14 protein-coding genes and 1 riboswitch are annotated in these 23,541 nt (G+C 69.0%); of the genes, 10 read left to right on the forward strand and 4 right to left on the reverse strand.

Annotated elements, in window-relative coordinates; genetic code table 11:
* The first annotated feature begins 15 nt into the window (after positions 1-15).
* The 9 genes from SRU_RS01750 to SRU_RS01790 all read left to right on the forward strand — a co-directional run bounded on the left by SRU_RS01750 (position 16) and on the right by SRU_RS01790 (position 12,057).
* Positions 16-612 carry a cbb3-type cytochrome c oxidase subunit II gene (locus tag SRU_RS01750; protein ID WP_011403102.1) on the forward strand — a complete coding sequence of 199 codons (597 nt, stop codon included), beginning with the start codon at positions 16-18 and terminating at the stop codon, positions 610-612.
* Positions 613-668: 56 nt separating this feature from the next.
* The gene (locus SRU_RS01755; RefSeq protein ID WP_011403103.1) at positions 669-1,448 is read left to right on the forward strand and encodes a c-type cytochrome; all 780 of its coding nucleotides are present in this window, start codon (positions 669-671) and stop codon (positions 1,446-1,448) included.
* Positions 1,449-1,517: 69 nt separating this feature from the next.
* Entirely contained in the window at positions 1,518-3,629 is a 2,112-nt protein-coding gene (locus tag SRU_RS01760; RefSeq protein WP_158442665.1) for a heavy metal translocating P-type ATPase, read from the forward strand.
* A gap of 336 nt (positions 3,630-3,965) precedes the next feature.
* Positions 3,966-5,420 carry an MBL fold metallo-hydrolase gene (locus SRU_RS01765; RefSeq protein WP_112902961.1) on the forward strand — a complete coding sequence of 485 codons (1,455 nt, stop codon included), beginning with the start codon at positions 3,966-3,968 and terminating at the stop codon, positions 5,418-5,420.
* Positions 5,421-5,515: 95 nt separating this feature from the next.
* Entirely contained in the window at positions 5,516-6,280 is a 765-nt protein-coding gene (locus tag SRU_RS01770; RefSeq protein ID WP_011403106.1) for a sulfite exporter TauE/SafE family protein, read from the forward strand.
* A gap of 434 nt (positions 6,281-6,714) precedes the next feature.
* Entirely contained in the window at positions 6,715-7,464 is a 750-nt protein-coding gene (locus tag SRU_RS01775) for a ZIP family metal transporter (protein ID WP_011403107.1), read from the forward strand.
* 193 nt (positions 7,465-7,657) lie between these two features.
* Positions 7,658-8,170 carry a Dps family protein gene (locus SRU_RS01780; RefSeq protein ID WP_011403108.1) on the forward strand — a complete coding sequence of 171 codons (513 nt, stop codon included), beginning with the start codon at positions 7,658-7,660 and terminating at the stop codon, positions 8,168-8,170.
* A 151-nt stretch (positions 8,171-8,321) separates the two neighbouring features.
* Complete coding sequence (locus SRU_RS01785; RefSeq protein WP_011403109.1) at positions 8,322-11,465, forward strand: efflux RND transporter permease subunit; 3,144 nt, start codon at positions 8,322-8,324, stop codon at positions 11,463-11,465.
* Positions 11,466-11,586: 121 nt separating this feature from the next.
* Positions 11,587-12,057 carry a DsrE family protein gene (locus tag SRU_RS01790; RefSeq protein WP_162713340.1) on the forward strand — a complete coding sequence of 157 codons (471 nt, stop codon included), beginning with the start codon at positions 11,587-11,589 and terminating at the stop codon, positions 12,055-12,057.
* Positions 12,058-12,094: 37 nt separating this feature from the next.
* Here SRU_RS01790 and tenA read toward each other — a convergent pair whose 3' ends face one another.
* The 4 genes from tenA to SRU_RS01810 all read right to left on the reverse strand — a co-directional run bounded on the left by tenA (position 12,095) and on the right by SRU_RS01810 (position 19,712).
* A complete protein-coding gene (gene tenA / locus SRU_RS01795; protein WP_011403111.1) occupies positions 12,095-12,808 on the reverse strand; it encodes a thiaminase II in 714 nt (237 codons plus the stop codon).
* Positions 12,809-12,877: 69 nt separating this feature from the next.
* A riboswitch (TPP riboswitch) is annotated at positions 12,878-12,981 on the reverse strand.
* Between the two features lie 106 nt (positions 12,982-13,087).
* The gene (locus SRU_RS01800; protein WP_237701841.1) at positions 13,088-16,384 is read right to left on the reverse strand and encodes a PAS domain S-box protein; all 3,297 of its coding nucleotides are present in this window, start codon (positions 16,382-16,384) and stop codon (positions 13,088-13,090) included.
* A 222-nt stretch (positions 16,385-16,606) separates the two neighbouring features.
* Positions 16,607-17,230, reverse strand: a complete 624-nt coding sequence (locus SRU_RS01805; protein ID WP_011403113.1) for a metallophosphoesterase family protein — start codon at positions 17,228-17,230, stop codon at positions 16,607-16,609.
* Positions 17,231-17,330: 100 nt separating this feature from the next.
* Positions 17,331-19,712: a heavy metal translocating P-type ATPase gene (locus tag SRU_RS01810; RefSeq protein ID WP_011403114.1), complete on the reverse strand. Its 2,382-nt coding sequence runs from the start codon at positions 19,710-19,712 to the stop codon at positions 17,331-17,333.
* Positions 19,713-19,927: 215 nt separating this feature from the next.
* On the opposite strand from SRU_RS01810, the gene SRU_RS01815 reads away from it, so the two are divergent.
* Entirely contained in the window at positions 19,928-23,506 is a 3,579-nt protein-coding gene (locus SRU_RS01815; protein WP_237701842.1) for a chemotaxis protein CheB, read from the forward strand.
* Positions 23,507-23,541: the final 35 nt, after the last annotated feature.

Genomic DNA, 23,541 nt, shown 5'->3' on the forward strand with positions numbered 1-23,541 from the left:
AACTTCCCGTTCACGATGACTCGGATTGCACTGATTTTTCTGGGGGCGTTTGCGGCAATCGCGATGAGCTTTACGGCCCTCACGCTGCTGCCTCGCCTGCAGCTCTCAACGGTCGAGCCCACACCGGGCACCACCGACTACACCTATTCCGAACAGCTGGGGCGCGACGTCTACAAGCAGGAGGGCTGTATGTACTGCCACAGCCAGCAGGTGCGGCCGGAGGGCTTCGGGTCCGACGTGGCCCGCGGATGGGGGCCGCGGGGGTCCCGTCCCGGCGACTACGTGTACGACGAGACCCATCAACTGGGCACGATGCGGACGGGGCCGGACCTCCACGACATCGCCAGCCGCCAGCCCAGTCGCGACTGGCACCTGGCCCACCTCTACCAGCCCCGCTCGGTGAGCCCGGGCTCGGTGATGCCGGCCTACCCCTACCTCTTTGAGGTGAAGAAGAAGTCGAGCGTCATGGCGTCAGAGACGACGGTGCCAATCAGTCCAGAATACGCGCCGCCGGGCGACAGCGTGGTGGTGGCCACCGAAAGAGCCCTCGCCCTCTACGACTACCTCATGACCCTGAAGCTTGAACCCATGGATCGTGAGTCGTCCAACTGATCCGGCACCGCGACGCCGCGTCGATCAATCCACTCTTCCCCTCTCCTCAACGCATCATGGCCGACGACTCTTCGTCCCTGCCCGAGCCGGACCCGGAGCAGCGCAGCGACCCTGACCCGTCGCCCGAGCCGATTGACATGCTGCGCCCCCTCTTCCGCGAGGAGCCCCTGCCGCCGGAAGGGGGCGAGCCCCCGAAGATGTGGCTCTGGATTTTGATCTTCGGCGTCCTGCTCTTCAGTACGTTCTACCTGGGGGCCTACATGGGCGACTTCAGCCCCGATCCGTGGCTCCAGTCCCCGGAGCCCGTGGCCCAGCGCACCGGGCCGCCCGAGCCGGAGCCGGTGAGCGGCGCGCAGGTGTACAGCGCCCGCTGCGCGAGCTGTCACCAGTCCAACGGACAGGGCATCTCGGGGGCATTCCCGACGCTGATCGGGACGCGGTGGGTGGAAAACAAGGGCCAGGTGATCCGCATCCTGCTCCACGGCCTGCAGGGCGAAATTGAAGTCCAAGGGGCGACCTACAACGGCAACATGCCCGCCTGGGGCTCCACGCTCAGCGACAAGGAGATCGCTGCGGTCATTACGCACATCCGGCAGTCCTGGGACAATGACTACGGGGAGGTAACCCCCGACGAGGTGGCGTCCGTGCGGGCGGCGACCGAGGGACGGTCCGACACGTGGTCGCCCGAAGAACTGAAGGCCTCCGAGAATCAGACCGTGCCCGGCGGCAATGACGACACCGCCGCCCGGGGCCCGTCGGGAGCGGTCGGCCCGGCCCTGTACGACCGTCTCGTCGCGCAGGCGTCGCCGAACCGGATGCCCGCCCCTGCCCGATAGCGCCTCTCCCCGCTTGCCGTCCGACCCTCGCACGCCGATTGTCTCATGCAGCGCTGCGACCACTGTGACATGCCCATCTCCGGGACGGAGGACACCGCCGTTTCCGGCGTGGCCGGCCGCACGCACTACTGCTGCTACGGGTGTCGCATGCGGGCCGAGACGCTTGGCGACGACGAGGAGGCGACCCGTTCGGATGAGCAGCAGACCCTCCTCGTGCGGCTCTTCGCCGGCGTCCTCATGGCGGGGTTCGTCATGGTCTTCAGCCTGGCCATCAGCTCGGGGTACGGGTTCGGGGCCCTGCAGCGGCTGGAGCACGAGGTGGGAACGGCCCACTGGGTGTTGCTGCTGGCGGCCGTGCCGGCGCTTCTGTTGCTCGGGCCGCCGCTCCTCCGCTCCGCCTGGGACGACCTGAGAGGAGGAGGGCTCACCCTGAACGTGCTGTTTACGCTCGGCACCACGAGCGCAGTCGTCGTAAGCGGGGTGAGCTACGCCCGGGGCACCGGCCCCATCTACCTCGAAACGGCCGTCATGCTGCTGGCGCTCTACACGCTGGGCCGCTACCTCACGGCCCGTGCCAAGGACACCACGACCCACGTGCTGCGCCGCCTCCTAGAGGTGCCCGACACCACGTACGTGCGCCTGGGCCCCGACGCTGGGGAGGTCGCCCCCGACGACCTGCGGGTGGACGACCGGATTCGGGTGCCGGCGGGGGACGTCATCCCGGTGGACGGAACGGTGGTGGAGGGGCGGAGCTACGTGGACGAGAGCAGCCTGACGGGCGAGTCGCAGCCGGTCGTCAAAGAGGCGGGCGACACGGTGTACGCCGGCACGACGGCCCAGGACGGGGCCCTAACGATCGACGCGACGGCGGTGGCGGAGGACCGGCGCCTCGCCCGCGTGGCGCAAATGATGCACCGGGCCCTGGAGCAGCCCCCACGCCTCGCCCGCCTCACCGATCGCATTCTCCGGTGGCTCATTCCCGGCGTCGTGGGGCTGGCGCTCGTCGCGTTTGCGGGCTGGTGGGGGGCGGTCGGGTTCTCAAAGGCGCTCTACGTGGCGCTCAGCGTCGTCCTCATTGCCTGCCCCTGTGCCCTCGGGATCGCCATCCCCCTGTCGCTCACCGTGGCCCTGGAGCAGGCCGGGCGGAAGGGAGTGCTGGTGCGCTCGGGCCGCACGCTGCTGGACCTCGCCCGGGCCACGGCCGTGACGTTCGACAAGACGGGCACGCTGAGCACACTCACGGCGCCCTCGGTGCGGGTGCTGCGCCCGGAGACGGTTCCTGTGGAGGAAGCTCCGGCGCCAGCGGACGACGCCGTGCTCCGGCGGGCCGCCGCCGTGGAGCAGGGCACGAACCACGCCCTCGCGACGGCCGTCGTGGAGGCGGCGGCGGATCGGGACCTGTCGCTCCCGGCGGTCGCCGACGTGACGACACACCCCGGGGCGGGCGTGGTGGGCCGGGTGCAGGTGGACGGGCGGATGCGTCGGGTGGGCGTGGGCAACGAGCGACTGCTCGATGCGCTGGGCGTGACCGGTCCGCCGCGTCTCCACGAGGCGTTTGCCGACGAGGCGGACGCGGGGCGCACCCCGCTCTACGTGGTGGACGAGACCGCCGTGGTGGGCCTCCTGAGCATCGAGGAGCGCGTGGCGCCGCACGCTGAGGCCGTGGTGGGGGCCGTCCGGGAGCGATCCGAGGCCGTATCGGTGCTTACGGGCGACCGGCCCGCGGCGGCGCGGCGGCTGGAGGACCGGCTCGGGGTGCGCGCGGAGGCGGGGCTTGCCCCGGATGAGAAGGTCGACCGGCTCGCGGCCCTTCGAGACGCGCACGGGCCGGTCGTGATGGTGGGCGACGGGATCAACGACGCGGCCGCGCTGGCCAAGGCAGACGTGGGCATCGCGCTGTCGTCGGGGGCCTCGGTGTCCATGGAGGCCGCGGACGTGACCCTCTACAACCCCGACCTCCGGCTCGTCCCGTGGCTCCAGCACCTCGGCCGCCGCACCCACCGCGTGATCCAGCAGAATCTGTGGTGGACGTTCGGCTACAACGCCATCGGCCTCGGCCTCGCCGTCGCGGGCCTGTTGCATCCGATTGCCGCGGTCGTCATTATGACGCTGAGCAGTATTCTCGTGACGGGCAACGCCTTTCGGCTGCGACGAATAGCCTCCCCGGAGGCACTCCCGTAGGAGAGGGGCTTCACCCGTGACCGGAACCATTTCCATCCTCCCAAAATACGATTGCGCGAACTTGTGCTTGTTAATACATGAAACAACATACTGGCAGGCCGACCCACCGCGTGGTGGCCGCGCGCGTTTTCGGTAGAAATGGACCGGGGCCTCGGACACGACGAAGGGGGACCTGGAGTTGAGTGGGATGGGGGGCGTGGCCCCTGAGTGGGCCGTGTGGGACGGATGCCCCTACGCTTCACGACACGACGTGCGGAGGGGGGCTCCGCGCGTCGCCCCCTGTCCATTGTTTCATGCCCCCTCTTCTGCCCTTCCGAACCCAACCAATTCTCTCCCATGCTATTCCGACAGATCAACGACGCGAAGCTCGCGCAGTACGCCTACCTCATCGGGTGCCAAGAGACCGGCGAGGCGCTTTTGGTGGACCCGGAGCGCGACATCGACCGCTACCTCGACCTTGCCGAACGCGAGGGCCTCGAAATTACGGCCGTCACCGAAACCCACATCCACGCCGACTTCCTGTCCGGCGCCCGCGAGCTGGCCGAGCGGTTCGACACGACGCTTTACCTCTCGGACGAGGGGGACGAGAACTGGAAGTACGAGTGGGCACAGGGGCCGAAACAAGGCGGCGGGGACTACGACGTGACGTGGCTCCACGACGGCGATACGTTCCAGGTGGGCAGCGTCGAGGTTACGGCCCTCCACACCCCCGGCCACACGCCGGAGCACCTGTCCTTCCTCGTGACCGACCGCGGCGGCGGGGCGGACGAGCCGATGGGCCTCCTGACCGGTGACTTTGTGTTCGTCGGCGACCTCGGGCGGCCGGACCTCTTGGAGTCGGCGGCGCAGGTGGAAGGGGCGATGGAGCCGTCGGCGCGCACCCTGTACACGTCGGTGCAGCGCGTGCTGGAGATGCCGGACCACCTGCAGGTGTGGCCCGCGCACGGGGCCGGATCGGCCTGCGGCAAGGCCCTCGGCGCGGTGCCGCAGTCCACGCTCGGGTATGAGAAGCAGTTCAACCCGATGATCGACGCGGCCCGCGAGGGGGAAGATGCGTTCGTCGAGGCGATCCTGGCCGACCAGCCGGAGCCGCAGATCTACTTCGCCCGCATGAAGCGGGACAACAAGGAGGGAATGCCGGTGCTCGGCTCGCTGCCCGCCCCGCGCGAGCTGACGGTGCGCGAACTCGAGGACGCCGCCGCGGACGAGGCGCCCCTCGTCATCGACACGCGGCTCGACCGGTCGGCCTACATGGCCAACCACATTCCCGGCAGCCTCTATGCGCCGATGAACGACACCTTCAACACGGTGGTCGGCTCGCTGGTGGAGGACGAGACCACCCCCATCGTGCTGATCGCGGACGAAGGGGACGTAGAGGAGGCCGTTCGCGACCTGGTGCGCATCGGCTACGACAACGTGACGGGCTTTGCAGAGATCGACACGCTCCAGCGCTACTTCCAGGCGGGCGGCCCGAGCGAGACGATCGACGAGATCACGTTTGCGGACTTCGACGCCGAGCTGCAGGACGAAGCGACGGGCGTGCTCGACGTGCGCTACCGCTCGGAGTATGAGGAGGGACACGTGGAGGGGGCGTTGAACGCGTCCTACACCCGCATGCCGGAGTACGAGACGGAGCTGCCCACCGACAAGACGCTGCTCGTGCACTGCGGCAGCGGGGCGCGGGCGGCGGCCGCCTCCTCGTACCTGGCGCGGACGGGGCACTCGGTCAAGTACGTGAACGACCACTTTGCAAACTACGAAGCGGCCTCCGAAGAGGCCGTGGCGGCGTAGCATCGCCGAAGCGCCGCGGTGGGGGCGTCCGGCGAGCGTGTCGGGGGCGCCCCTCGCGTTTCTGCTCCTCTGTCTGGTCCCCCGGCCCCAATTCCATGTACACCGCCTGGCTCGGTGCTCTCCTCGTCGGCTTGGTGCTCGGCCTCCTGGGGTCCGGGGGGTCGATTCTCACTGTGCCCGTGCTGGTGTATCTAGTGGGGGAGCCTAGCAAGCTCGCCATCGCCGAGTCGCTCGGCATCGTGGCCCTCATCAGCCTCGTCGGAGCCATTCCGCTGGCCCTTCGGGGACGGGTGAGCTGGCGGACGGTGGGCTGGTTTGGGGGGCCCGGCATCGTGGGGGCGTACGTCGGGGCCTCCCTGTCGCAGCTCATGTCGGGGGCCGTGCAGCTCGCCATCTTCGCCGTCGTGATGCTCGGGGCGGCGGTCCTGATGTTCCGCCGCACCCCCTCCGAGCTGGTGGATGAGCCGGACCGGGCCTTCTGGAAGGTGATGGTGGACGGACTGGGCGTGGGGGTGCTCACGGGCCTGGTGGGGGTCGGGGGCGGATTTTTGATCGTGCCGGCGCTGGTGGTGCTCGGGGGCCTGTCGATGCACCTTGCCGTTGGCACCAGCCTCGCCATCATTGCCCTCAAGAGCGTCAGCGGATTCGTGAAGTACCTCGACGTGATGGAGGCGGCCGGCCTCTCCATTCATTGGGATCTGGTGCTGGTCTTTTCGGGCATCGGCATCGTGGGGAGCTTCGTTGGGGGGCGCCTTGGGGCGTACGTGCCGCAGGCACGCCTCAAGCGGGGCTTCGCGATCTTTTTGGTCCTCATGGGCATCGTCATCCTGGGACAGAACGTCGTGGCGATGGTCGGCTGACGCCGCCTCCCCTCAAGATGACGAGAGGACCGCGATCCGGATCGGTGTGGGGCGAGGCCCCGCTTCCCTCAGAGAGCCGACCGCAAAACATCAGACGGCAAAAGGCGACGAGGTCGCCCCGTCCGGCTCGGGTTTAGGGGGCTCCGCCTCGAACCCGATGTCACAGTTCGGAATGCGCCTGCGGCCCTGCCTCGACGTGGGGGGCGATCCGTGCACGTACGACGGGGCCACGGGAGGGGCGGCATCGAGGGGCGCCTCTGCAGTGCGGGCGGCATCTTGAACGTGCCCCCAGAGACCACCGTAACTGGGCGGTGCGACGGGTCGAGAGACGAGGGGGACGAGGCGAGGTGGAGCCAGGAGCGTCCCAACGCATACATTCCGAAAGCCTCCAGCCCGCTTCTTCCCCCTGCTGACTCGTCCACCCCCCACTGCCCGTGGTCATCGAAACCGGTGTCTGGATCGTCCTTCTCGGCGCCACCGTCACGGCCGTGGCCACCGGCCTGGGCGCGCTTCCGTTTCTATTCGTGCGCGACATCGGCGACTGGTGGCTCGGCGTGTTCAACGCCGCCGCGGGCGGCCTCATGCTGGCGGCCAGTCACAGCCTCATCACCGAGGGATCGATGCTGAGCACGGGCCGCACCCTGATTGGCATTCTGGTCGGACTGGCCCTCATTCTGGGGGCCAACACCTTCATCAGCCGGGGCGACGACCACGACGTGGCCGAACTCGCGGGGGCCGACGCCCGGAAGGCGCTCCTCATCCTGGGGATCATGACGGCGCACTCGTTTGCCGAAGGGGTGGGGGTGGGCGTCTCCTACGGGGGCGGCGACGAGCTGGGGGCGTTCATCACCGCGGCCATTGCCGTTCACAACATTCCGGAGGGCCTGGCCATCAGCCTGGTGCTCGTGCCGCGCGGCACGCCCCTCTGGAAGGCGGCCGGGTGGAGCATCTTCACGAGCCTGCCGCAGCCCCTCATGGCGGTTCCCGCCTTTCTGTTCGTGCTCGTCTTCGAGCCGTTTTTGCCGATCGGCTTTGGGCTGGCGGCCGGCGCGATGATCTGGATGGTCTTCGCGGAGCTCATCCCGGATGCGCTGGAGGATGTGCCCGGTCCTACCGCGGGGGCGGCCGTCACGCTGGCGTTCGCCGCCCTCTTCGCGTTCCAGCATTTCGTGCTGCACGTGTAGGGCGGATCGCGGCCGTCCCCCCGCCGCGATCGGGCAGGCGTGCCAACGTGGGCTTCACACGGCCCGTCCCCTAAAAGGAACACATGTAAACACAAGTAGTTATAGAAAGCGCACGACACCGAGGGGGCCCGCAGGCCTCCGACGACGGCTGGTTCGCGGTATTCTCGCCACAAAACCCGATCCCCTGACCCTTATGTCCGCTCCCGACCCCAACACGACGACCGCTTCCGCCCCCAGTACGGACGTCGCCCCGGAGACGGCGGAAGCCGACGTGACGACCGGACTGAACGCCCTTCTGGCCAACGCCACGGTGTTCTACCAGAAGGTGCGGCACTACCACTGGAATGTGACCGGGCCCCACTTCTTCACGCTCCACGAGGAGTTCGAGGCGCTTTACACCTTCTGGAACGACGCCATCGACGAGATCGCCGAGCAGGTGCGCAGCCGGGGCGACCGGCCCGTCCACACCCTCGCCGACGTTCTGGATCTGGCCTCCCTGGAGGAGGACCCGAGCACCCCGGCGGCCGAGGAGATGGTCGAGGTCGTAATCGCGGACCTCGCGGCCCTCGACGAGCAGGTGCAGCAGCTTGCCGAGCGGGCCGAGGAGGCCGACGATGCCGACGGCGCGGCCACTGTGCTCGAGGACCTCAGCGAGCAGATTGAGGAGGACCGCTGGATGCTGCGGGCCTGGCTCAACGACCTGTAGTCCCGCCGGGACGTGCAGACATGGCCCCCGTTTCCGGACCGGGAGCGGGGGCTTTTTCTGTTTGTAGCCGCTTCTCGTCGCAGCGCCTCTCCTCACGTCGACGAATCGCCGGGAGGGCATTGCACCGCTCCGTTTTCCCCTCTAGTGTCTCATGAACCGCGCCATTGACTGGTTTGCGCGTCACGGCGTGGCGGCCAACCTGCTTATGATGCTCCTCCTGGTCGGCGGGGTCGCGGCCGGGGGCCTCGTGGTGCAGGAGAACTTTCCCGAGTTCAGCCTCGACGCCGTGGAGGTGCGTGTGCGCTATCCCGGCGCCTCCCCCGAGGACGTCGAGGACGACATCATTCGGCGCGTGGAGGACCGCATCGAAGGCGTCGAGGGCATCGACCGGCTGCTGGGCACCGCGGCGGACAACATTGGGGTGGTGACCGCGGAGCTGAAGCGCGGCACCAACCTGGACCGCGCCCGCACCGACATCAAGTCGGAGGTCGATCGCGTCACGTCGTTTCCCGAAAACGCGGAGGAGCCGGTCGTGACGGAGGTGACCAACCGCGAGCAGGTGCTCCAGGTGGCCCTCCACGGAGAGGCGTCCCTGCGCGCCCTCAAAAACGCCGCCCAACGCGCCGAGGGGGACCTCACGCGCACCCCGCAGGTCTCGTATGCGGAGGTCAGTGGCGTGCCCGACGAGGAGATTTCCATCGAAGTGTCCCGGGGTGCCCTGCGGGCGCACGGGCTCACGCTGGCGCAGGTGTCGCGGATCGTGCGCGAGGGGAGCCTCGACCTCCCCGGCGGCAGCATCGAGACGGAGGACTCGGACATCACCATTCGGACCGAGGGACAGAACTACACGAAGTCGGACTTCGAAGACATCGTCCTGCTGAGCCGGAATGACGGCACCAACGTGCTCCTCGGAGACGTGGCGACCGTCGTGGACGGGTTCGAGCAGAACTCAGACCTCCGCACGCGATTTGACGGCGATCCCGCCGTCCTGCTCAACGTCTTCCGGACGGGCGACGAGCAGGCGCTGAGCGTGGAGGAGGCGGTCAAGACCTACCTCAGCGAGACGCTCCGTCCGACCCTGCCGCGGGGCATTGAGGCCACCGTCTGGCGAAACAGCGCCGAGAGCCTGCGGACGCGCCTCACCATCATGGTCGAGAACGGGGTCCTGGGGCTGGTTCTCGTCCTGGTGGTGCTCACGCTCTTTCTTGCCCCCCGGAAGGCGTTCTGGACCGCCTCGGGCATCCTTCTCTCGTTCGTCGGCGCGCTGATCTTCATGCAGCAGTTGGGCGTGTCGATCAACATGCTGTCGGTGTTCGGCTTCATCATCGCGATGGGCATTGCGGTGGACGACGCCATCGTGGTGGTGGAGAACGTCTACGCCGAGCAGGAGCGCACGGGCGCCCCGCTGACGGCGGCCGTGGAGGGCACCCAGCGCGTGGCGACGCCCGTGGTGTTTGCCGTGCTCACCACCATCGCCGCGTTCGCGCCGCTCCTCTTCGTGGGCGGCACGATCGGGAAGTTTCTCGGCGACATCCCCACGGTCGTCATCTTCGTGCTGATCGTGTCGGTGGTGGAGGTGCTCTTCGTGCTGCCGGCCCACCTGTCCCACGGCACCGGCGACGACGGCCCGTCCACCGCCGTGGGCCAATGGCTCGACGGGATCCGTGCCGGGGTCCACGACCGCCTCGTGGCGTTCGTCCACGGGCCGCTGACGACCCTCCTCCGGTTTGCCACCCGCCGCTACGGGGTGACGCTGGTCGGCGGGCTCTCGCTCCTCGTCGTCACGTTTAGTCTCGTGGCGAACGGGTACGTCAAGAACGAATTCTTCCCCAGCATCCCCGGCAACGTGGTGACGGCCCAGCTGGAGATGCCGCCGGGCACCAATGCCGACGAGACCGCCCGCCGGGCCGAGCGGCTCCGGGCGCAGGGCCTGGGCGTGCTCCGCGATCTGGAAGAGGAGGCGGACGAGCGGCTGCTCGAGAACACCTACACGACGGTGAGCCGCCAGCCGGTGGCCTCGGGCGGCCGCACGCAGGCCGGCTTCACGGCCCCGCGCCCGAACGTGGCGGAGGTGAGCATCGAGATGGTGGACGCGGAGGCGCGCAGCGTCCCCTCCCCGGTTCTCGAAGAGCAGTGGCGCGACACCGTCGGAACGCCCGCCGGGGTGCAGTCCCTCGCGTTTACCAGCACCGCGGGCGGGCCGGGCGGCGACCCGGTCTCTGTGCAGCTGTTTGCCCCGACGACCGACGTCATGACGCGTGCCGCGGACGTCGTGCAGGACACGCTCCGGCGGTACGCCGGCGTCCAGGACGTAACAGTTGACTGGGAGGAAAAGCGCGAACTGTCCCTCCGCATGAAGCCGGCGGCCCGCTCCCTCGGGCTCACGCTGAGCGACGTGGCCCGGCAGGTGCGGGCGGCCTTCTTCGGCACGGAATCGTTCCGCCTGCAGCGGGGCGAGGACGAGGTGCGGGTGTACGTCCGCCTGCCCGCTGCGCAGCGGAGTGCCGTGGCGGACCTGAGCGACTACCGCATCCGCGCGCCCGGCGGCGCCGAGGTTCCCCTGGAGGAGGTGGCGACGGTTTCGCTCGGCTACAGCCCCACCCAGATCGACCGGCAGGACGGGCGCCGCGTCGTCACGGTGAGCGCCGACGTCAATCCCGCCGTCACGACGGGCGGGGCGGCCACGGCCCGCCTCGAACGGGCGACGCTTCCGGCCCTGCAGGCGCAGGTTCCGACCCTGTCCTATCAGTTCGGCGGCCAGCAGCGCGAGCAGCGGAAGGCACAGGGCTCGCTCCAGATTGGCTTCTTGCTGGCCCTGTTCGCGATCTACGGCCTCCTGGCCATCCCCTTCCGCTCCTACGTGCAGCCGCTCATCATCATGAGCACGATCCCCTTCGCCTGGATCGGCGCCCTGTTCGGCCATTTTCTGCTCGGGTACAACCTGATCCTGCCCAGCATCTTCGGCATCATCGGACTCAGTGGCGTCATCGTGAACGACGCGCTCGTGATGCTCGACTTTGCGAACGAGGAGCGGGACGAGGGGGCCTCGTGGCGCGCGGCCCTCGTCCGGGCCGGACAGGTGCGCTTCCGGCCCATCCTGCTGACCTCGCTCACCACCTTCTTTGGCCTCGCGCCCTTCATCCTGGAGCGGAGCGTGGAGGCGCAGTTCCTGGTGCCCATGGCCATCAGCCTGGGCGGTGGCATCCTGGTGGGCACGGCCGTGCTCATGCTGATCGTGCCGGCCCTGGCGATGCTGCAGCGCGACGTGGTGGCGGGCCTCCGGTCCCTGTTCTGAGGTGATGCGCGCCCTTGCGTCTGAACACCACGGGGGCGCATTGCGGCGTCCCCGCGGCCATCCGACCGGCCTCACTTTCTACTCCTCTCCCATGACCTTCTACCCCATGACCGTTCACCGCATGAACGCTCTCGTTTGCCGCCGTGCGCAGTCCCTTTTGCTCCTCGCTGCGGCTCTCTTGCTGCCGCTGGGCGCCCAGGCACAGCCCACCACGTCTTCGCCCGATGCGCCCTCGCGGGCCGCGGCAGAGGCGCCCCGCACGGCCTACCTCGTCCGCAGCGCCGACATGCTCCCGGTGGTGCTCATGAGCGCTCGCACCTCGCTCACCGGCGAGGCGGACGGCTTTGCGGCCGCGGCCGCTGACGTGGTGGTCGTGGGGCCCGCCGTGAAAGGCCTCGTGACGGGCGGCCCGCACGCCGCCGCCCTGACCGAGAGCCTCGACGCCGGGGTTCGCGTGGTGGCGTGCGGCCTCGCCATGAAAAAGACAGGCGTGACTGAAGGGGATCTTCTCGATGGCATCGACACCGCCCCAAACGGCTTCCACGAGCTGTTTCGGCTGGAGGCGAAGGGCTACGTGACGCTCCAGTTGTAGGCCGCTCCGGCGCCGGACCCGCAACGCGGAGGCGCTCCTACACCGGCCACTCCTGCTGCGTCCAGGCCTGGTCCCAGAACATCCACTCGTAGCGGACGCTCGTGGTAAACGCCGTCTTGGCGCGTTCGCGTGCAGCGTCGTCGGCCGCGTCGGCAAACCGTTGCAGGCGTTCCAGCAGGTTGTCCATGTACTCGTTGAACTCCGGGTCGCGATACATGGCGAGCCACTCGGCGTAGGGATGGTCCTCGGGAATCGCGCCCATGTCTCGTTCGAGGCGCTGCCCGAGCTCCACGTAGAGCCAGGGGCAGGGCGTGATGGCGGCCGTGCCCGCCACGAGCGTGCCGCGCTGGGCCCGCTCGATCATGTGGTTCTGGTAGGCCCGGTTGTTTGGGGTCAGCTGGAGCTGGCGGATGTCGTCGGGGCCGTACCCGAGCTCGTCGCCGTAGCCCTCGTGGAGCTCCCCCTCGACGACGATCGCGAGGCGGGCCGCGTCGATGAACCAGAGCGTGTCGTCCGGGTCTGTGCACTGGGTGGAGAGGAGAGAGGCGGCGTCGGCAAACGCCTCCAGGTAGCGCGCGTCCTGCATCTGGTAGAACATGAAGGTGTCCGCGTCCAGCGTGCCCTCGGCGAGGGCGTGGACGAACGGGTGGTCGAAGGCCGCCGTCCACGTGTCGTCGGCGTGGTCCAGGCAGGCCTCCGCAAAGGGGGGCACGGAGAAGGCACGGGTGTCGAGGGGGGCAGTCAGGTCCATGGGGGCTTCGCGGGGTGGGTTGCAGAACGAAATGAACGCGAAGCCAGGGGCGCGAGGCCCACAGAAAGACGGGGGAGAACTGTGCTTTCCTGCGCCGGCATGACCCGGATCAGGTTCGGAGGGACTCTCTCAGCCCGGCCGCCGTGCGGCGCCGAACACCCCTAGCTTCATCCCAAACGATATGCAGGAGCAGGGAAAGCGTCCAGCGTGTGGGGGCGGCTTGGCGCAGGCCGCGGGCAAATTTCCAAAACCTTTCTCCGTGTCCCCACGCCTGCGCCGCTAGGCCGGGTCCGGGGCGTCCGCCGCGGGCACCCGCACGGTGAAGCAGCTGCCCTCGCCCTTTGCGGTCTCGACCGCGATCGTGCCGCCCATCTGCTCGATCGCCTGCTTCGTGACGGCCAGGCCGAGGCCTGTGCCCTCGTACGTCCGGCCGGTCCCCTCCGACTCCTGGCGGAACGGCTCGAAGAGCTCCGGCACGTGGTCGGGGTCCATGCCGACGCCGGTGTCCTCGACCTCCAGGGCCACGTCGTCCCCCCTCCGGCCGGCCCGGACGCGGACCGTCCCGCCCTCCTCGGTGTATTTGAGGGCGTTGGAGATGAGGTTTTGGAGGGCAATGCGCAGGCCGCCCTCGTCGACACGAGCCCAGAGGGGCCCCTCCGCCGTCTCCCCCTGCAGGTCGATGCCTTCGGTGAGGGCCTGGGGCTCGAACAGGTCGGTGGCCTCCGCCACCTCGTCCGCCAGGTTCAGCGGGCTGCAGTCAAGCTCCATCTCGCCGGCCTCCAGCCGCGAGAGGTTGAGCACCGTGTCGAGCGTCTCCAGCAGGCGGTGCCCGCTCTCTTCGATGAGGTCGGCAAACTGGTCGAGGGCGGTGACCGCGTCGGGGGGAGAGTCCGAATGCTCCAAGAGACTCGTGGCCTCGTCCCCGATCACCTCGGCGAACCCAATGATCGAGGTCAGTGGGGTGCGGATCTCGTGGCTCATGTTGGCGAGGAAGGCGCTCTTCATTCGATTCAGGCGCTCGGCCTCCTCTTTGGCCGAGACGAGTTCGCCTTCGTATTCGATCCGGTCGAGCACGAGGGCGGCGTAGGTGGAGAGAATCTCGATCAGGCGGCGGTCGAAGCCCGCGATGGCTCCGGCCTCCAGGGCCGCGACCGAGATGGTGCCGTGCGTCCCGATCGGCACGACGGCCGTGGCCCGCACCGCCCCGTAGTCGACCGAATCGCCGACGGCACTCAGGTCGTCGAACAGGGCGGTCGCCCCGTCCCGGAAGGCTGTGGCCACGACGCTCTCGCCCGTCACGTCGAAGGACGACGGGTTGGGAACGTGGTCGGCGACGTCGGGCGAGGCCTGGACCGGGACGAGGCGTTCGTCCTCGCGAAAGCGGACGATGACGACAGGGTACCCGAACACCTCGTTCACCAGGTCCACGATGGAGCGGCCCACCGCGGTTGTGCTTTCGGCACGGAGCACCTGGCTCGTCGTGGTGTAGAGGGCCTCCACCTTGTCCTGACGCGCCTGGAGGACCTGCTCACGGCGCTTCCGCTCCGTAATGTCGGTGGCCACCCCGATAATGCGTTCGAGCCGCCCGTCCTCGCCGTACACGCCCGCGGCCCGGTCGCGCACCCACCGCACGGTGCCGTCGGGCTGGACGACCCGGTACGTTTCCTCGTAGGCGTCCGGGTCCTTGCGCTGGGTGTCCAGGGCCGCCTGGACCCGATCGCGGTCGGCCGGGTGAATCGCCTCCACCACGGCGTTTGGGTGGTCGTGGAGCTGATCGGTCGGGCGGCCCCAAATCTCCTCGTAGGCGTCACTGATGAACTCAATCTCCGACTTGTCCGCCGGGCTCATCCACACCACGTCCGTAATGTTCTCGCGAAGCTGCTTCAACAGGCGCCCACGCGTGCGGAGCTCGCGTTCCTTCGTCTTCCGTTCGGTGATGTCGGTGTAGATGGCATACCCTTCCGTCGGGCCCGGGCCGTCGTCCCGAAGGGTCACCTGGACCCGAAAGTCCCGAGTGCCGTCGCTCGTCTCCCGTCGCACCTCCCGGTCCACCGGTTCACCGGCCAGCAACCAGCGGCGAATCGAGTCCGCCTCGTCCTGGGCGTCGGGCGGTACGATCTCGGCCTGGAGGTCCTTGGTTCGGATCTGCTCCTCGCCGATCCCGAAGACCGACTCGAAGGTGTCGTTGACGGTTTGGACCCGGAGGTGGCCCTCCTCGTCGGACCAGCCGTGCACGACCGGCGTGGGCAGGTTGTGGAAGAGCGTTTCGAACCGGTCGCGCTCGGCCTGCACGGCCTGCTCGGCCTCCCGCCGGTCGGTAATGTCGAGGAGCACCCCGTTGAAGAGGGTCTCATTCTCTCTGCGCTCGGGCATCGAAGAACAGAGCAGCCAGATGCGGGTGCCGTCGGGCCGCTCGAACGGCAGTTCCATGCGGGCGGGGCGGTGCTCCGCGGCCGCGGCCTTCGTGCTCGCCCTGTACCGCTCGCGGTGCTCGGGCGGGATGCACTGCACAAACCGGTCGTAAAACCCGTCCGGGTCCGGGGAGAGCCCCAGGACGGACGCGGCCTTCTCCCCGACGAAGTGGTAGCCCCACTCCCCGCCGGGACGGACGTAAAATTGGTAGGTCACGCCCGGCAGGCTGTTGGCAAGCCCGCGCAGCCGGGCTTCTTTCTCGCGGAGGGCGTTTTCCGTCCGTCTATGCTCGGTGGTGTCCCACCCAGTCGCCACGAACTGGCGCGCCCCATCGACGGCAATGCACCGGAGATCGACCTCCACCGGGAACGTCGAGCCCTCCTTTCGGCGATACCGGCCCTCCCGGCGGTGCTGATCGCCGGGGGCCATGGTGGCCCACCGGGCCCGGGCGTCGTCCGGGTTCAGGGAAACATCGACGTCCCACATGTGCCGGCGGGTGAGCGTGTCGGCGTCATAGCCGGTCATTTCGCAGAGGCGCGGATTGGCCAGAAGAAGCTGCCCGTCGGCGTCATGGAAGGTGATCATGTCGGGCGCCTCTTCGAACAGGGCCTCCAGGCGGGCCGAGGTCTGCCGGGGACGGGCCTCGGGCCGGCGGCGCTCCAGCGTCTGCTCCACGGCCTGGACGAGGCGGGCGAGGGCCGCGGCGTCCGACTCGTCGAACGCGGCCTGCCGTGGGGCCCGGTCGACGAAGCAGAGGGTCCCGTACAGCGCCCCATCCGCAACGACCTTGGCCCCGAGATATGTGGACAGCCGAAACGTCTCGTACGCAGGGTCGCCGTCCCAGCCCTGTCTGGGCGCGTCCTCGAGGGCCAGGGCGTCGTCGCGCACGATGACGCGCCGACAGTAGGCCTGAGCCAGGGGGGCGGTATCGCCCTTCGTGACGGTGGGATGGGGCCCGCTGACCGCCGCGACTTCGTACGTGGACGCGGCCGGGTCGACGCGGGCAAGATACCCAAGCTCCACGTCGAGCCATTCGGCGCCGAGTCGGAGAAGGGCCCGTAGCGTCTCGTTGGGGGGGCGGGTGTCGTCGGTCTGGAGGCCGCGGAGGCGATCTCGGTAGGCCGGGTTTTCAATCGGGACCTCTGCGCTGCGGTCTCCATCCACGGAGAAAAATGTCCCTGGGGGCGAGGCGGGGTTGTTCATCCGGTCGGGATCAGAGCGCTATGTCGGAGCACGAATGCGTCCCCCAGTCCCGCTGCGCCGGCGACAGGGCCCTTGGGATGTGGTGCAGGCCCTCTGAGGGGGGATGGTGCTTTCTGCAAAAATAACCACTTCTTCTGGAAGTTAAATTTCAACGGCGATAAACGTTCCGGCGCCGCGATGAATCTACGCCCCGTCCGCCTCAGAAAGGGTCCAAATGCGCCCGTGGGGCCCGGCGTTGTGGACCGGTGTAGGACCGACATGGGCGGTCTCTTCCCAGCTGCCGTGGATGTGGCCGCAGACGGTGAGCCGGGGCGTGTGGGCCTCGATGGCCTCGCGGACCGCGACGCTGCCGAGCGACTGGCCCTTCGAGTCGCGGTCCACCGCGTCTTTGGGCGGGGAGTGCGCCACGAGCACGGCCCCCTCCGGACAGTCGGACAGCAGGGTCCGGGCCTCGTCTTCGGTCAGGTCGTAGCTCCACGGGCCGAACGGGGTCACGGGCACGCCGCCGCCGAGGCCGAAAAACGGGGTGCCGTCGATCGTCGTGCCGCCGCCGTGCAGCACGTGCGCGGCGCCCCAGCCGGCGGCGTCGATCTGGGCCTCCAGTTCGTCCTCCGTCTCGGCGTTGCCCGGCACCAGGACCGTCGGCGTGTCGATGGCGGAGAGTGTCTCGATGGGCGCCTGTAGGTTGCGCCGGGCCACGCAGAAGTCGCCGGCGCCGACCACCACGTCGACGTCGGCGGCGCGGTCGACGAGGCGCTGGCAGGCCTCGCGGTCGCCGTGCACGTCGCTGAAGAGAAGGAGGTCCATTGGGGTGAGCGTTGAGGGTTTCGGGTTGAGAGTTGAGTGTTGGCGTCGGAGTCCTCGTTCAAAAACTGACGCGCTCGAGCGCGGGGCCGTGGAGGAATCGTCATTTCTCGTTGCCGTCGGTGGGTCGAGAATCCGCGACGGGGAGGGACCGGGCCGAGTTGCCGACGACGCCGAGGCTGCTGGCGGCCATGGCGAGGGCGGCGAAGAGGGGGTTGATGAGGCCGACCAGGGCCAGCGGAATGGCCACGGCGTTGTAGAGGAAGGCCCAGGCCAGGTTCTGACGAATGCGGCGCCGCGCGGCGCGGGCCAGGGAAAAGACCGCCGGGATGTGGGTCAGGTCGCCGCGCAGGATCACCACGTCGGCGGAGTCGGCGGCCAGGGCGGTGGGGCCGAAGGCGATGCCCACGTCGGCCTCGGCGAGGGCGGGGGCGTCGTTGCTGCCGTCCCCAATCATGGCGACGGTCCCGGCGTCGCGCAGCCCGCGGACGAGGTCGGACTTCTCGGCGGGCTGCACCTCGGCGATCACGCGGTCGATGGCGTCGTGCTCGCGGAGCGGGCGGGCCGCCGCGGTGCTGTCCCCGGTGATGACCACGACCTCACGCGCGTCGCCCCGGAGCGCGTCCATGACGGCGAGGCCCTCGTCGCGCAGGGTGTCGCCCACCACGATGAGGCCCTGCACCGCGCCGTCCCACCCCACGGCGACGGGCACCTGGGCGTTTTCCTGCGCGGCCTCGGCCCGCTCGGCCAGGGTGTCGTCCATGCGCAGGCCCTCCGTCCGGAGCCACTCGGGGTGGCCCACCCGCACCCGGTCGCCGTCCACGCGTCCCTCCACGCCCCGGGGGCGGCTGCGCACATCGGTGGCCCGGGCGGGCGCCCCGTCGCCGGCGGGAACTCGCTCCCCGTCCTCGACGATGGCGCGGGCCACGGGGTGGGCGGCGTGCTGCTCCACCGCGCGGGCCCGCCGCCACGTCGCCGCGTCGGCCGCGGCGTCGACCACCTGCATGGCGCCGGTGGTGAGGGTCCCGGTCTTGTCCACCGCCAGCGTATCGACGTCCGGCGCCGTCTCGAAGAGCGACACGTCCCGGATGACGATGCCGCGCTCCAGGGCCGTGCGCAGCCCCGAGGCCACGGCGAGGGGCGTGGCGAGGCCGAGCGCGCAGGGGCACGAGACGATGAGGACGGACAGCCCCGTAAGCAGGGCCGTCGCGGCCGGCGCCCCGCTGGCCCACTGCCAGCCGAACGCGACGGCCGCTAGGACCAGCACGAGCGGCACGAACACCGCCGCGATGCGGTCGGCCACGCGCTGGGCCCCGGGCTGACTCGACTGAATATTCCACATGAGGTTGACGAGGCGGTCGAGCGTGCTCTCGGCGGCCGCGCCCACCTCCACCGTGAGGGCGTTGTTCGTCACCACGGCGCCGCCAATGACGTCGTCGCCCTCGGCGCGGGTGACGGGAAGGGACTCGCCGGTCACCAGCGACTCGTCGACCGCGGCGCGCCCCTCCGCCACGGTGCCGTCCACCGGAACGCGCTCCCCGGCCCGCACCTGCACGCGGTCGCCCGGCTCCAGGTCGTCGACGGCGACCGTCTCCGTCGCCCCCTCCGAGACCCGCCGCGCCTCGTCCACCTGCTCGCGGGTGAGGGTGCTCAGCAGGTCGGTGGCGCGGCGCTTCACCCGGTCCTCGTAGTAGTGGCCCAGCGACACGGCCATGATGATGACGACCGTGACGTCGAAGTAGACGTCCGTCTGCCCCATGAGCACGGCCCCGCCGCTGTAGAGGTAGGCGCTCACGGCGGCCAGGCCCACGAGCAGGTCCATGTTGGGCTGGAGCACGCGCAGGCTCACCGCCGCCCCCCGCAGCGTGGGCCAGCCGGTGACGAGGAGGACGAAGGTGGTAAAGGCCCACACGTTTGCCAGGACGTAGGTGCCGCCCTCCGTACTCAGGTCGACGAGGCCCTCCCCGCCCAGGTGGACGGGGTAGAGGAGGACGATGTACACGACCATCACCATCATCCCGAAGAAGCCGCCGAAGACGAGGCGCGCGGCGGTGTTCTGGTCGGCCGTCTCGTCCTCGGGCGCCGTCAGGTGCGCCTCGTAGCCGGCCTGGCTGAGGAGGGCGGGCAGGTCCGATTCGTGGTGCCGGGACGGGTCGTACGCGACCTTCGCCATGTCGGAGGCGTAGCTCGCCTCCGCCTCGTGGATGCCGTCCGTCGACGCGGCGACCGTCTCGATGAAGTCCTCGCAGCTGGTGCAGTGCATCCCGCGGACGTGCAGGAAGGCCGTCTCGGTCTCGTCGGTGTCCCGGTCGGGGTCGTGTCCCGCGTGGCCGTGTCCGTCGCCGTGGTGGCAGCACGCGTCGTGCGCGTCGGGGTCGGCGACGCGGTGGGCCTCCAGGCAGCCGGAGCAGCAGAACACGCCGTCCACGTCCTCGGCCGTGACGGGGGCGTCGGTGGGCGCGTCGCAGTAGGTGCAAGTGGGCATGGTCGAGACAGGCGGTGAAGAATAAATTTGTCGATACAACGCTGACGGTCCGCTGTCGATTCGGGAAACATGAGTCGGTGCGGGCGACTGTCGGCGGGTTCGTTCACGTCGGGCGTGTCCGTCCGGGTCCCGGTTCAACATTCCCAGAGTGTCCTCGTAGGAGAGCGCACACATCACTCTTTCTTCAAATTGCGACAGGTTGCGTCGCGGATTGCATGAGCTCCTCTTCGAAAGAGGCCATTCAGGCATCTCCTGTAGGTCCGGGGTCGGACGAGACGTCGGAGCAGAGCGTGCCGGTCGTGGCCATTGGGGCGTCGGCGGGGGGCGTGGGGGCGCTCCGTGCGTTCTTTGAGGCGTTGCCGAGCGACGGGGGGATGGCATTCGTCGTGGTGTTGCACCTCTCGCCCGATCACGAAAGCAGCCTCGCCGAGATTCTCCAGCACGACACCGACATGCCGGTGCAGACGGCGACGGACGACTGTGGTCTGCGGCCGGACCACGTCTACGTCATTCCGCCCCGGCACGAGATGTGGGTAGAGGGGACCCAGCTTCGCCTGTCGGCTCATTCCGACCGGCACCGTCCCCACACCATCGACGCGCTGTTCGACTCGTTGGCCGAGGAGCACGGGGCCCAGGCCGTCGGCATCGTGCTGTCGGGCACCGGCACGGACGGCACGCTGGGCCTGCGGGCCATCAAGACGCACGGGGGCATTGCCATGGTGCAAGAGCCCGCCGACGCGGGGCACGAGGAGATGCCGCGCAATGCGTTGGAGGCAGGGGTGATTGACCTCGTGCGCCCGGCCTCCGCGCTCGCGGAGCAGCTGGTGGCCTATCACCGGAACGCCCATGCCATCCAGCTGCCCGAGTCCGAAGAGGCGCTCCCTTCCGGCGAGCAGACGACGCTCCAGAAGATCTTCGCCGCGCTGCGGACCCACACCGGGCACGACTTTAGCCACTACAAGCGGTCGACCGTGCTGCGGCGGCTCGAACGGCGGCTTCAGGTGACCGACACCGAGACGCTGGAGGCCTACCTCCAGGTGCTTGAGGACCGGCCGGGAGAGACGCGGGCCCTCTACAAGGAACTGCTCATCAGCGTCACGCGCTTTTTCCGGACGCCAGAGGCATTCGACGAGTTGGCGGACACGGTTCTCCCGAGGCTGTTTGAGGACACGGCGGCCGACGATGAGGTTCGGGTGTGGGTCCCCGGGTGTGCCACGGGCGAGGAGGCGTACTCGGTGGCGATGCTTTTGCACGAGCATGCCCGCGCGAGGGAAGCCCCGCCGGAGCTGCAGGTGTTTGCCACCGACGTGGACACCGAAGGGCTCGACACGGCCCGGCGGGGCACGTACCCGGTGTCTATCGAGGCCGACGTCCCCGACGAGCGTCTCAACCGTTTCTTCTACCGGGAGGAGGACCGGTACCACGTCACGTCGTCGCTCCGGAATACGGTTGTCTTCGCCGAGCACAACCTCATCGAGGATCCCCCCTTTTCGAAGCTCGACCTGATCTGCTGCCGGAACCTGCTTATCTACCTGGACCAGACGATGCAGGAGTACGTGTTTCGGCTGTTCCAGTACGCGCTAGACCCGGGAGGATTTCTGTTCCTCGGGCCCTCGGAGGCCGTCGGCCCGGCGCAGTCCTCGTTCTCGGTGGTCGACGACACGCGGAGCATCCTGAAGGCGAAACCGCCCGCGCCCGACGAGGACCGGCCGATGCCGCTCTTTGCCCCATCGCGCGCTGCGTCGGAGCCCCCCTCGTCCTCCCCGTCTCCGGTGTCGGCGCCGACGGACGTGGCTGCCACGCATCGGCGCCTGCTCATGGATCAGGTGGCGAGCCTGCTGGTCGACGAAAACCGCGAGATCGTGCACCTGACGGGGCGGGCGGGACGCTTTCTGGAGCACAATCCGGGCACCCCCACGCACAACCTGCTGGAAAAGGTGCACCCGCTGCTCCGACTCGAACTGCGCGGGGCGCTCTACCAGGCGTTCCAGAAGGGGGAGGCGACGGAGCGGACCGTTCCCTTTCCCGACGCGGGCGACGGGCCCGAGCATGTGCGGGTTCGGGTGCAGCCCCTCGACGACGCCGAAGGGGGGCAGCGTCTCGCACAGGTCTGTTTTGAAGAGGCCGACGCCCCGGGGCGGGGCGTGGACGAGGATGGCGAGGCGACCGTGTCGTCGAAGGAGCCGACGGAGCGGGAGCGCGACCTGGAAAGTGAACTTCAGGACGTCAAGGAGCAGCTCCAGATTACGAGCGAGGAGCACGAGACCGTCACCGAGGAGATGGAGACGGCCAACGAGGAGCTGATGTCGATGAACGAGGAGCTCCAGGCCAAAAACGAGGAGCTTCAGACCAGCAAGGAGCAGCTGCAGTCCGTCAACGAGGAGCTGACGACCACCAACCAGCAGCTCAACGCCAAGGTGGAGGCGCTCGACCAGGCCAACAACGACCTGCAGAACCTGATGGAGGCGACCCAGGTGGGCACCCTGTTCCTGGACCGGGACCTGGAGATCCGCCGCTACACGTCGCCGATGACCGACATTTTTGGGCTTCGGAGCGTCGACGAGGGGCGTCCCATCACGGACTTTATCCCCAAAATTGCGTACGACGCGCTGGTGGCGGATGCGGAACGTGTGCTTGAGGAGCAGGCCTCAATCGAGCGTGAGGTGGAGGGCCCCGGTCGGATGTGGTATCTGATGCGTCTCCGCCCGTACCGCACGGTGTCGGGCGAGGTGGAGGGCGTGGTGATGACCTTCGTCGACATCACCGCTCAGAAGCACGCCGCCGAGACGCTGCGGGCGGAGCGGGATCTCGTGTCGGCCCTCATCGACACCGCCGGGGCCCTGATCGTGGTGCTCGGCGAGGACGGGTCCATCGTGCGCTTCAACACGGCCTGCGAGCGCCTCACCGGCTACGACGCCGCGGAGGCGGAGGGGACGGACCTGCGCGATCTGCTCGTGGCCCCCGACGACCGGGAGGCGGTGACCAGCCGTCTCGACGCCCTCGCCGACGGGACGACCGACCGGGCCGACCTGGAGATGCGGTGGGCGCCGGCGGAGGGCGAGCCGCGCCTCATCAAAGGGTCATTTACGGCCCTCCGGCACGAATCGGGGGCTGTGCAGCACTTCATCGTGACGGGCACCGACATGACCCGGCACCGCGAGCTGGAGCGCGAAGTGATCGAGATCAGCGACCGGGAGCGCCAGCGCATCGGAGAGGCCCTGCACGACGTCATCAGCTCGGGGCTGACCCACGTCGTGATGCGCACGGACACCCTCGCCCACAGGCTCAAAGAGGAGGGCACGGCGGTGACGGCCGACGACCTGGAGGGCATTTCGTCGGAGGTAAAGGAGGCGGCCGACCAGATCCGCTCCCTCTCCCACGCCCTCATTCCCCGGGCCCTCCGGCAGGACCACCTGGCCGCGGCCCTCGCGGACCTGGCCGACGAGGAAGAAGACTTTTCGGACGTTGAGTGCGTGTTCGTGGGGGAGGAAGGCGAGACGCGCCCTGAGGATGAGACCGACGCGATGAACCTGTACCGCATCGCCCACGAGGCGGTGGCCAATGCCCGCGAGCACGCCGACCCGAGCCGAATTCAGCTCGGGCTGAGGGAGGAGGGCGCCGACCTGGTGCTTTCCATTCGGGACGACGGGCGCGGGTGGGAGGGAGACACCCCGGAGGACGAGGGGCTCGGCCTGCACCTGATGCGCTACCGGGCCAACCTCATCGGGGCCACCCTGCGTCTTACCAGCGACGACGGGGAGACGGTGGTGGAGTGCCGCCTGCCGCTTCCGTAGGAACGGGGGCGAACCGGAGGCGGGCGTCGCGGCCT

Origin of the sequence: Salinibacter ruber DSM 13855 (assembly GCF_000013045.1) — a bacterium.
Classification (GTDB): domain Bacteria; phylum Bacteroidota; class Rhodothermia; order Rhodothermales; family Salinibacteraceae; genus Salinibacter; species Salinibacter ruber.

Bases quoted from the DNA above. Each gene is read 5' to 3' on its own strand.
- SRU_RS01750 (WP_011403102.1), top strand. From the start codon at position 16: ATGACTCGGATTGCACTGATTTTTCTGGGGGCGTTTGCGGCAATCGCG.
- SRU_RS01755 (WP_011403103.1), top strand. From the start codon at position 669: ATGGCCGACGACTCTTCGTCCCTGCCCGAGCCGGACCCGGAGCAGCGC.
- SRU_RS01760 (WP_158442665.1), top strand. From the start codon at position 1,518: ATGCCCATCTCCGGGACGGAGGACACCGCCGTTTCCGGCGTGGCCGGC.
- SRU_RS01765 (WP_112902961.1), top strand. From the start codon at position 3,966: ATGCTATTCCGACAGATCAACGACGCGAAGCTCGCGCAGTACGCCTAC.
- SRU_RS01770 (WP_011403106.1), top strand. From the start codon at position 5,516: ATGTACACCGCCTGGCTCGGTGCTCTCCTCGTCGGCTTGGTGCTCGGC.
- SRU_RS01780 (WP_011403108.1), top strand. From the start codon at position 7,658: ATGTCCGCTCCCGACCCCAACACGACGACCGCTTCCGCCCCCAGTACG.
- SRU_RS01785 (WP_011403109.1), top strand. From the start codon at position 8,322: ATGAACCGCGCCATTGACTGGTTTGCGCGTCACGGCGTGGCGGCCAAC.
- SRU_RS01790 (WP_162713340.1), top strand. From the start codon at position 11,587: ATGAACGCTCTCGTTTGCCGCCGTGCGCAGTCCCTTTTGCTCCTCGCT.
- tenA (WP_011403111.1), bottom strand. From the start codon at position 12,808: ATGGACCTGACTGCCCCCCTCGACACCCGTGCCTTCTCCGTGCCCCCC.
- SRU_RS01805 (WP_011403113.1), bottom strand. From the start codon at position 17,230: ATGGACCTCCTTCTCTTCAGCGACGTGCACGGCGACCGCGAGGCCTGC.
- SRU_RS01810 (WP_011403114.1), bottom strand. From the start codon at position 19,712: ATGCCCACTTGCACCTACTGCGACGCGCCCACCGACGCCCCCGTCACG.
- SRU_RS01815 (WP_237701842.1), top strand. From the start codon at position 19,928: ATGAGCTCCTCTTCGAAAGAGGCCATTCAGGCATCTCCTGTAGGTCCG.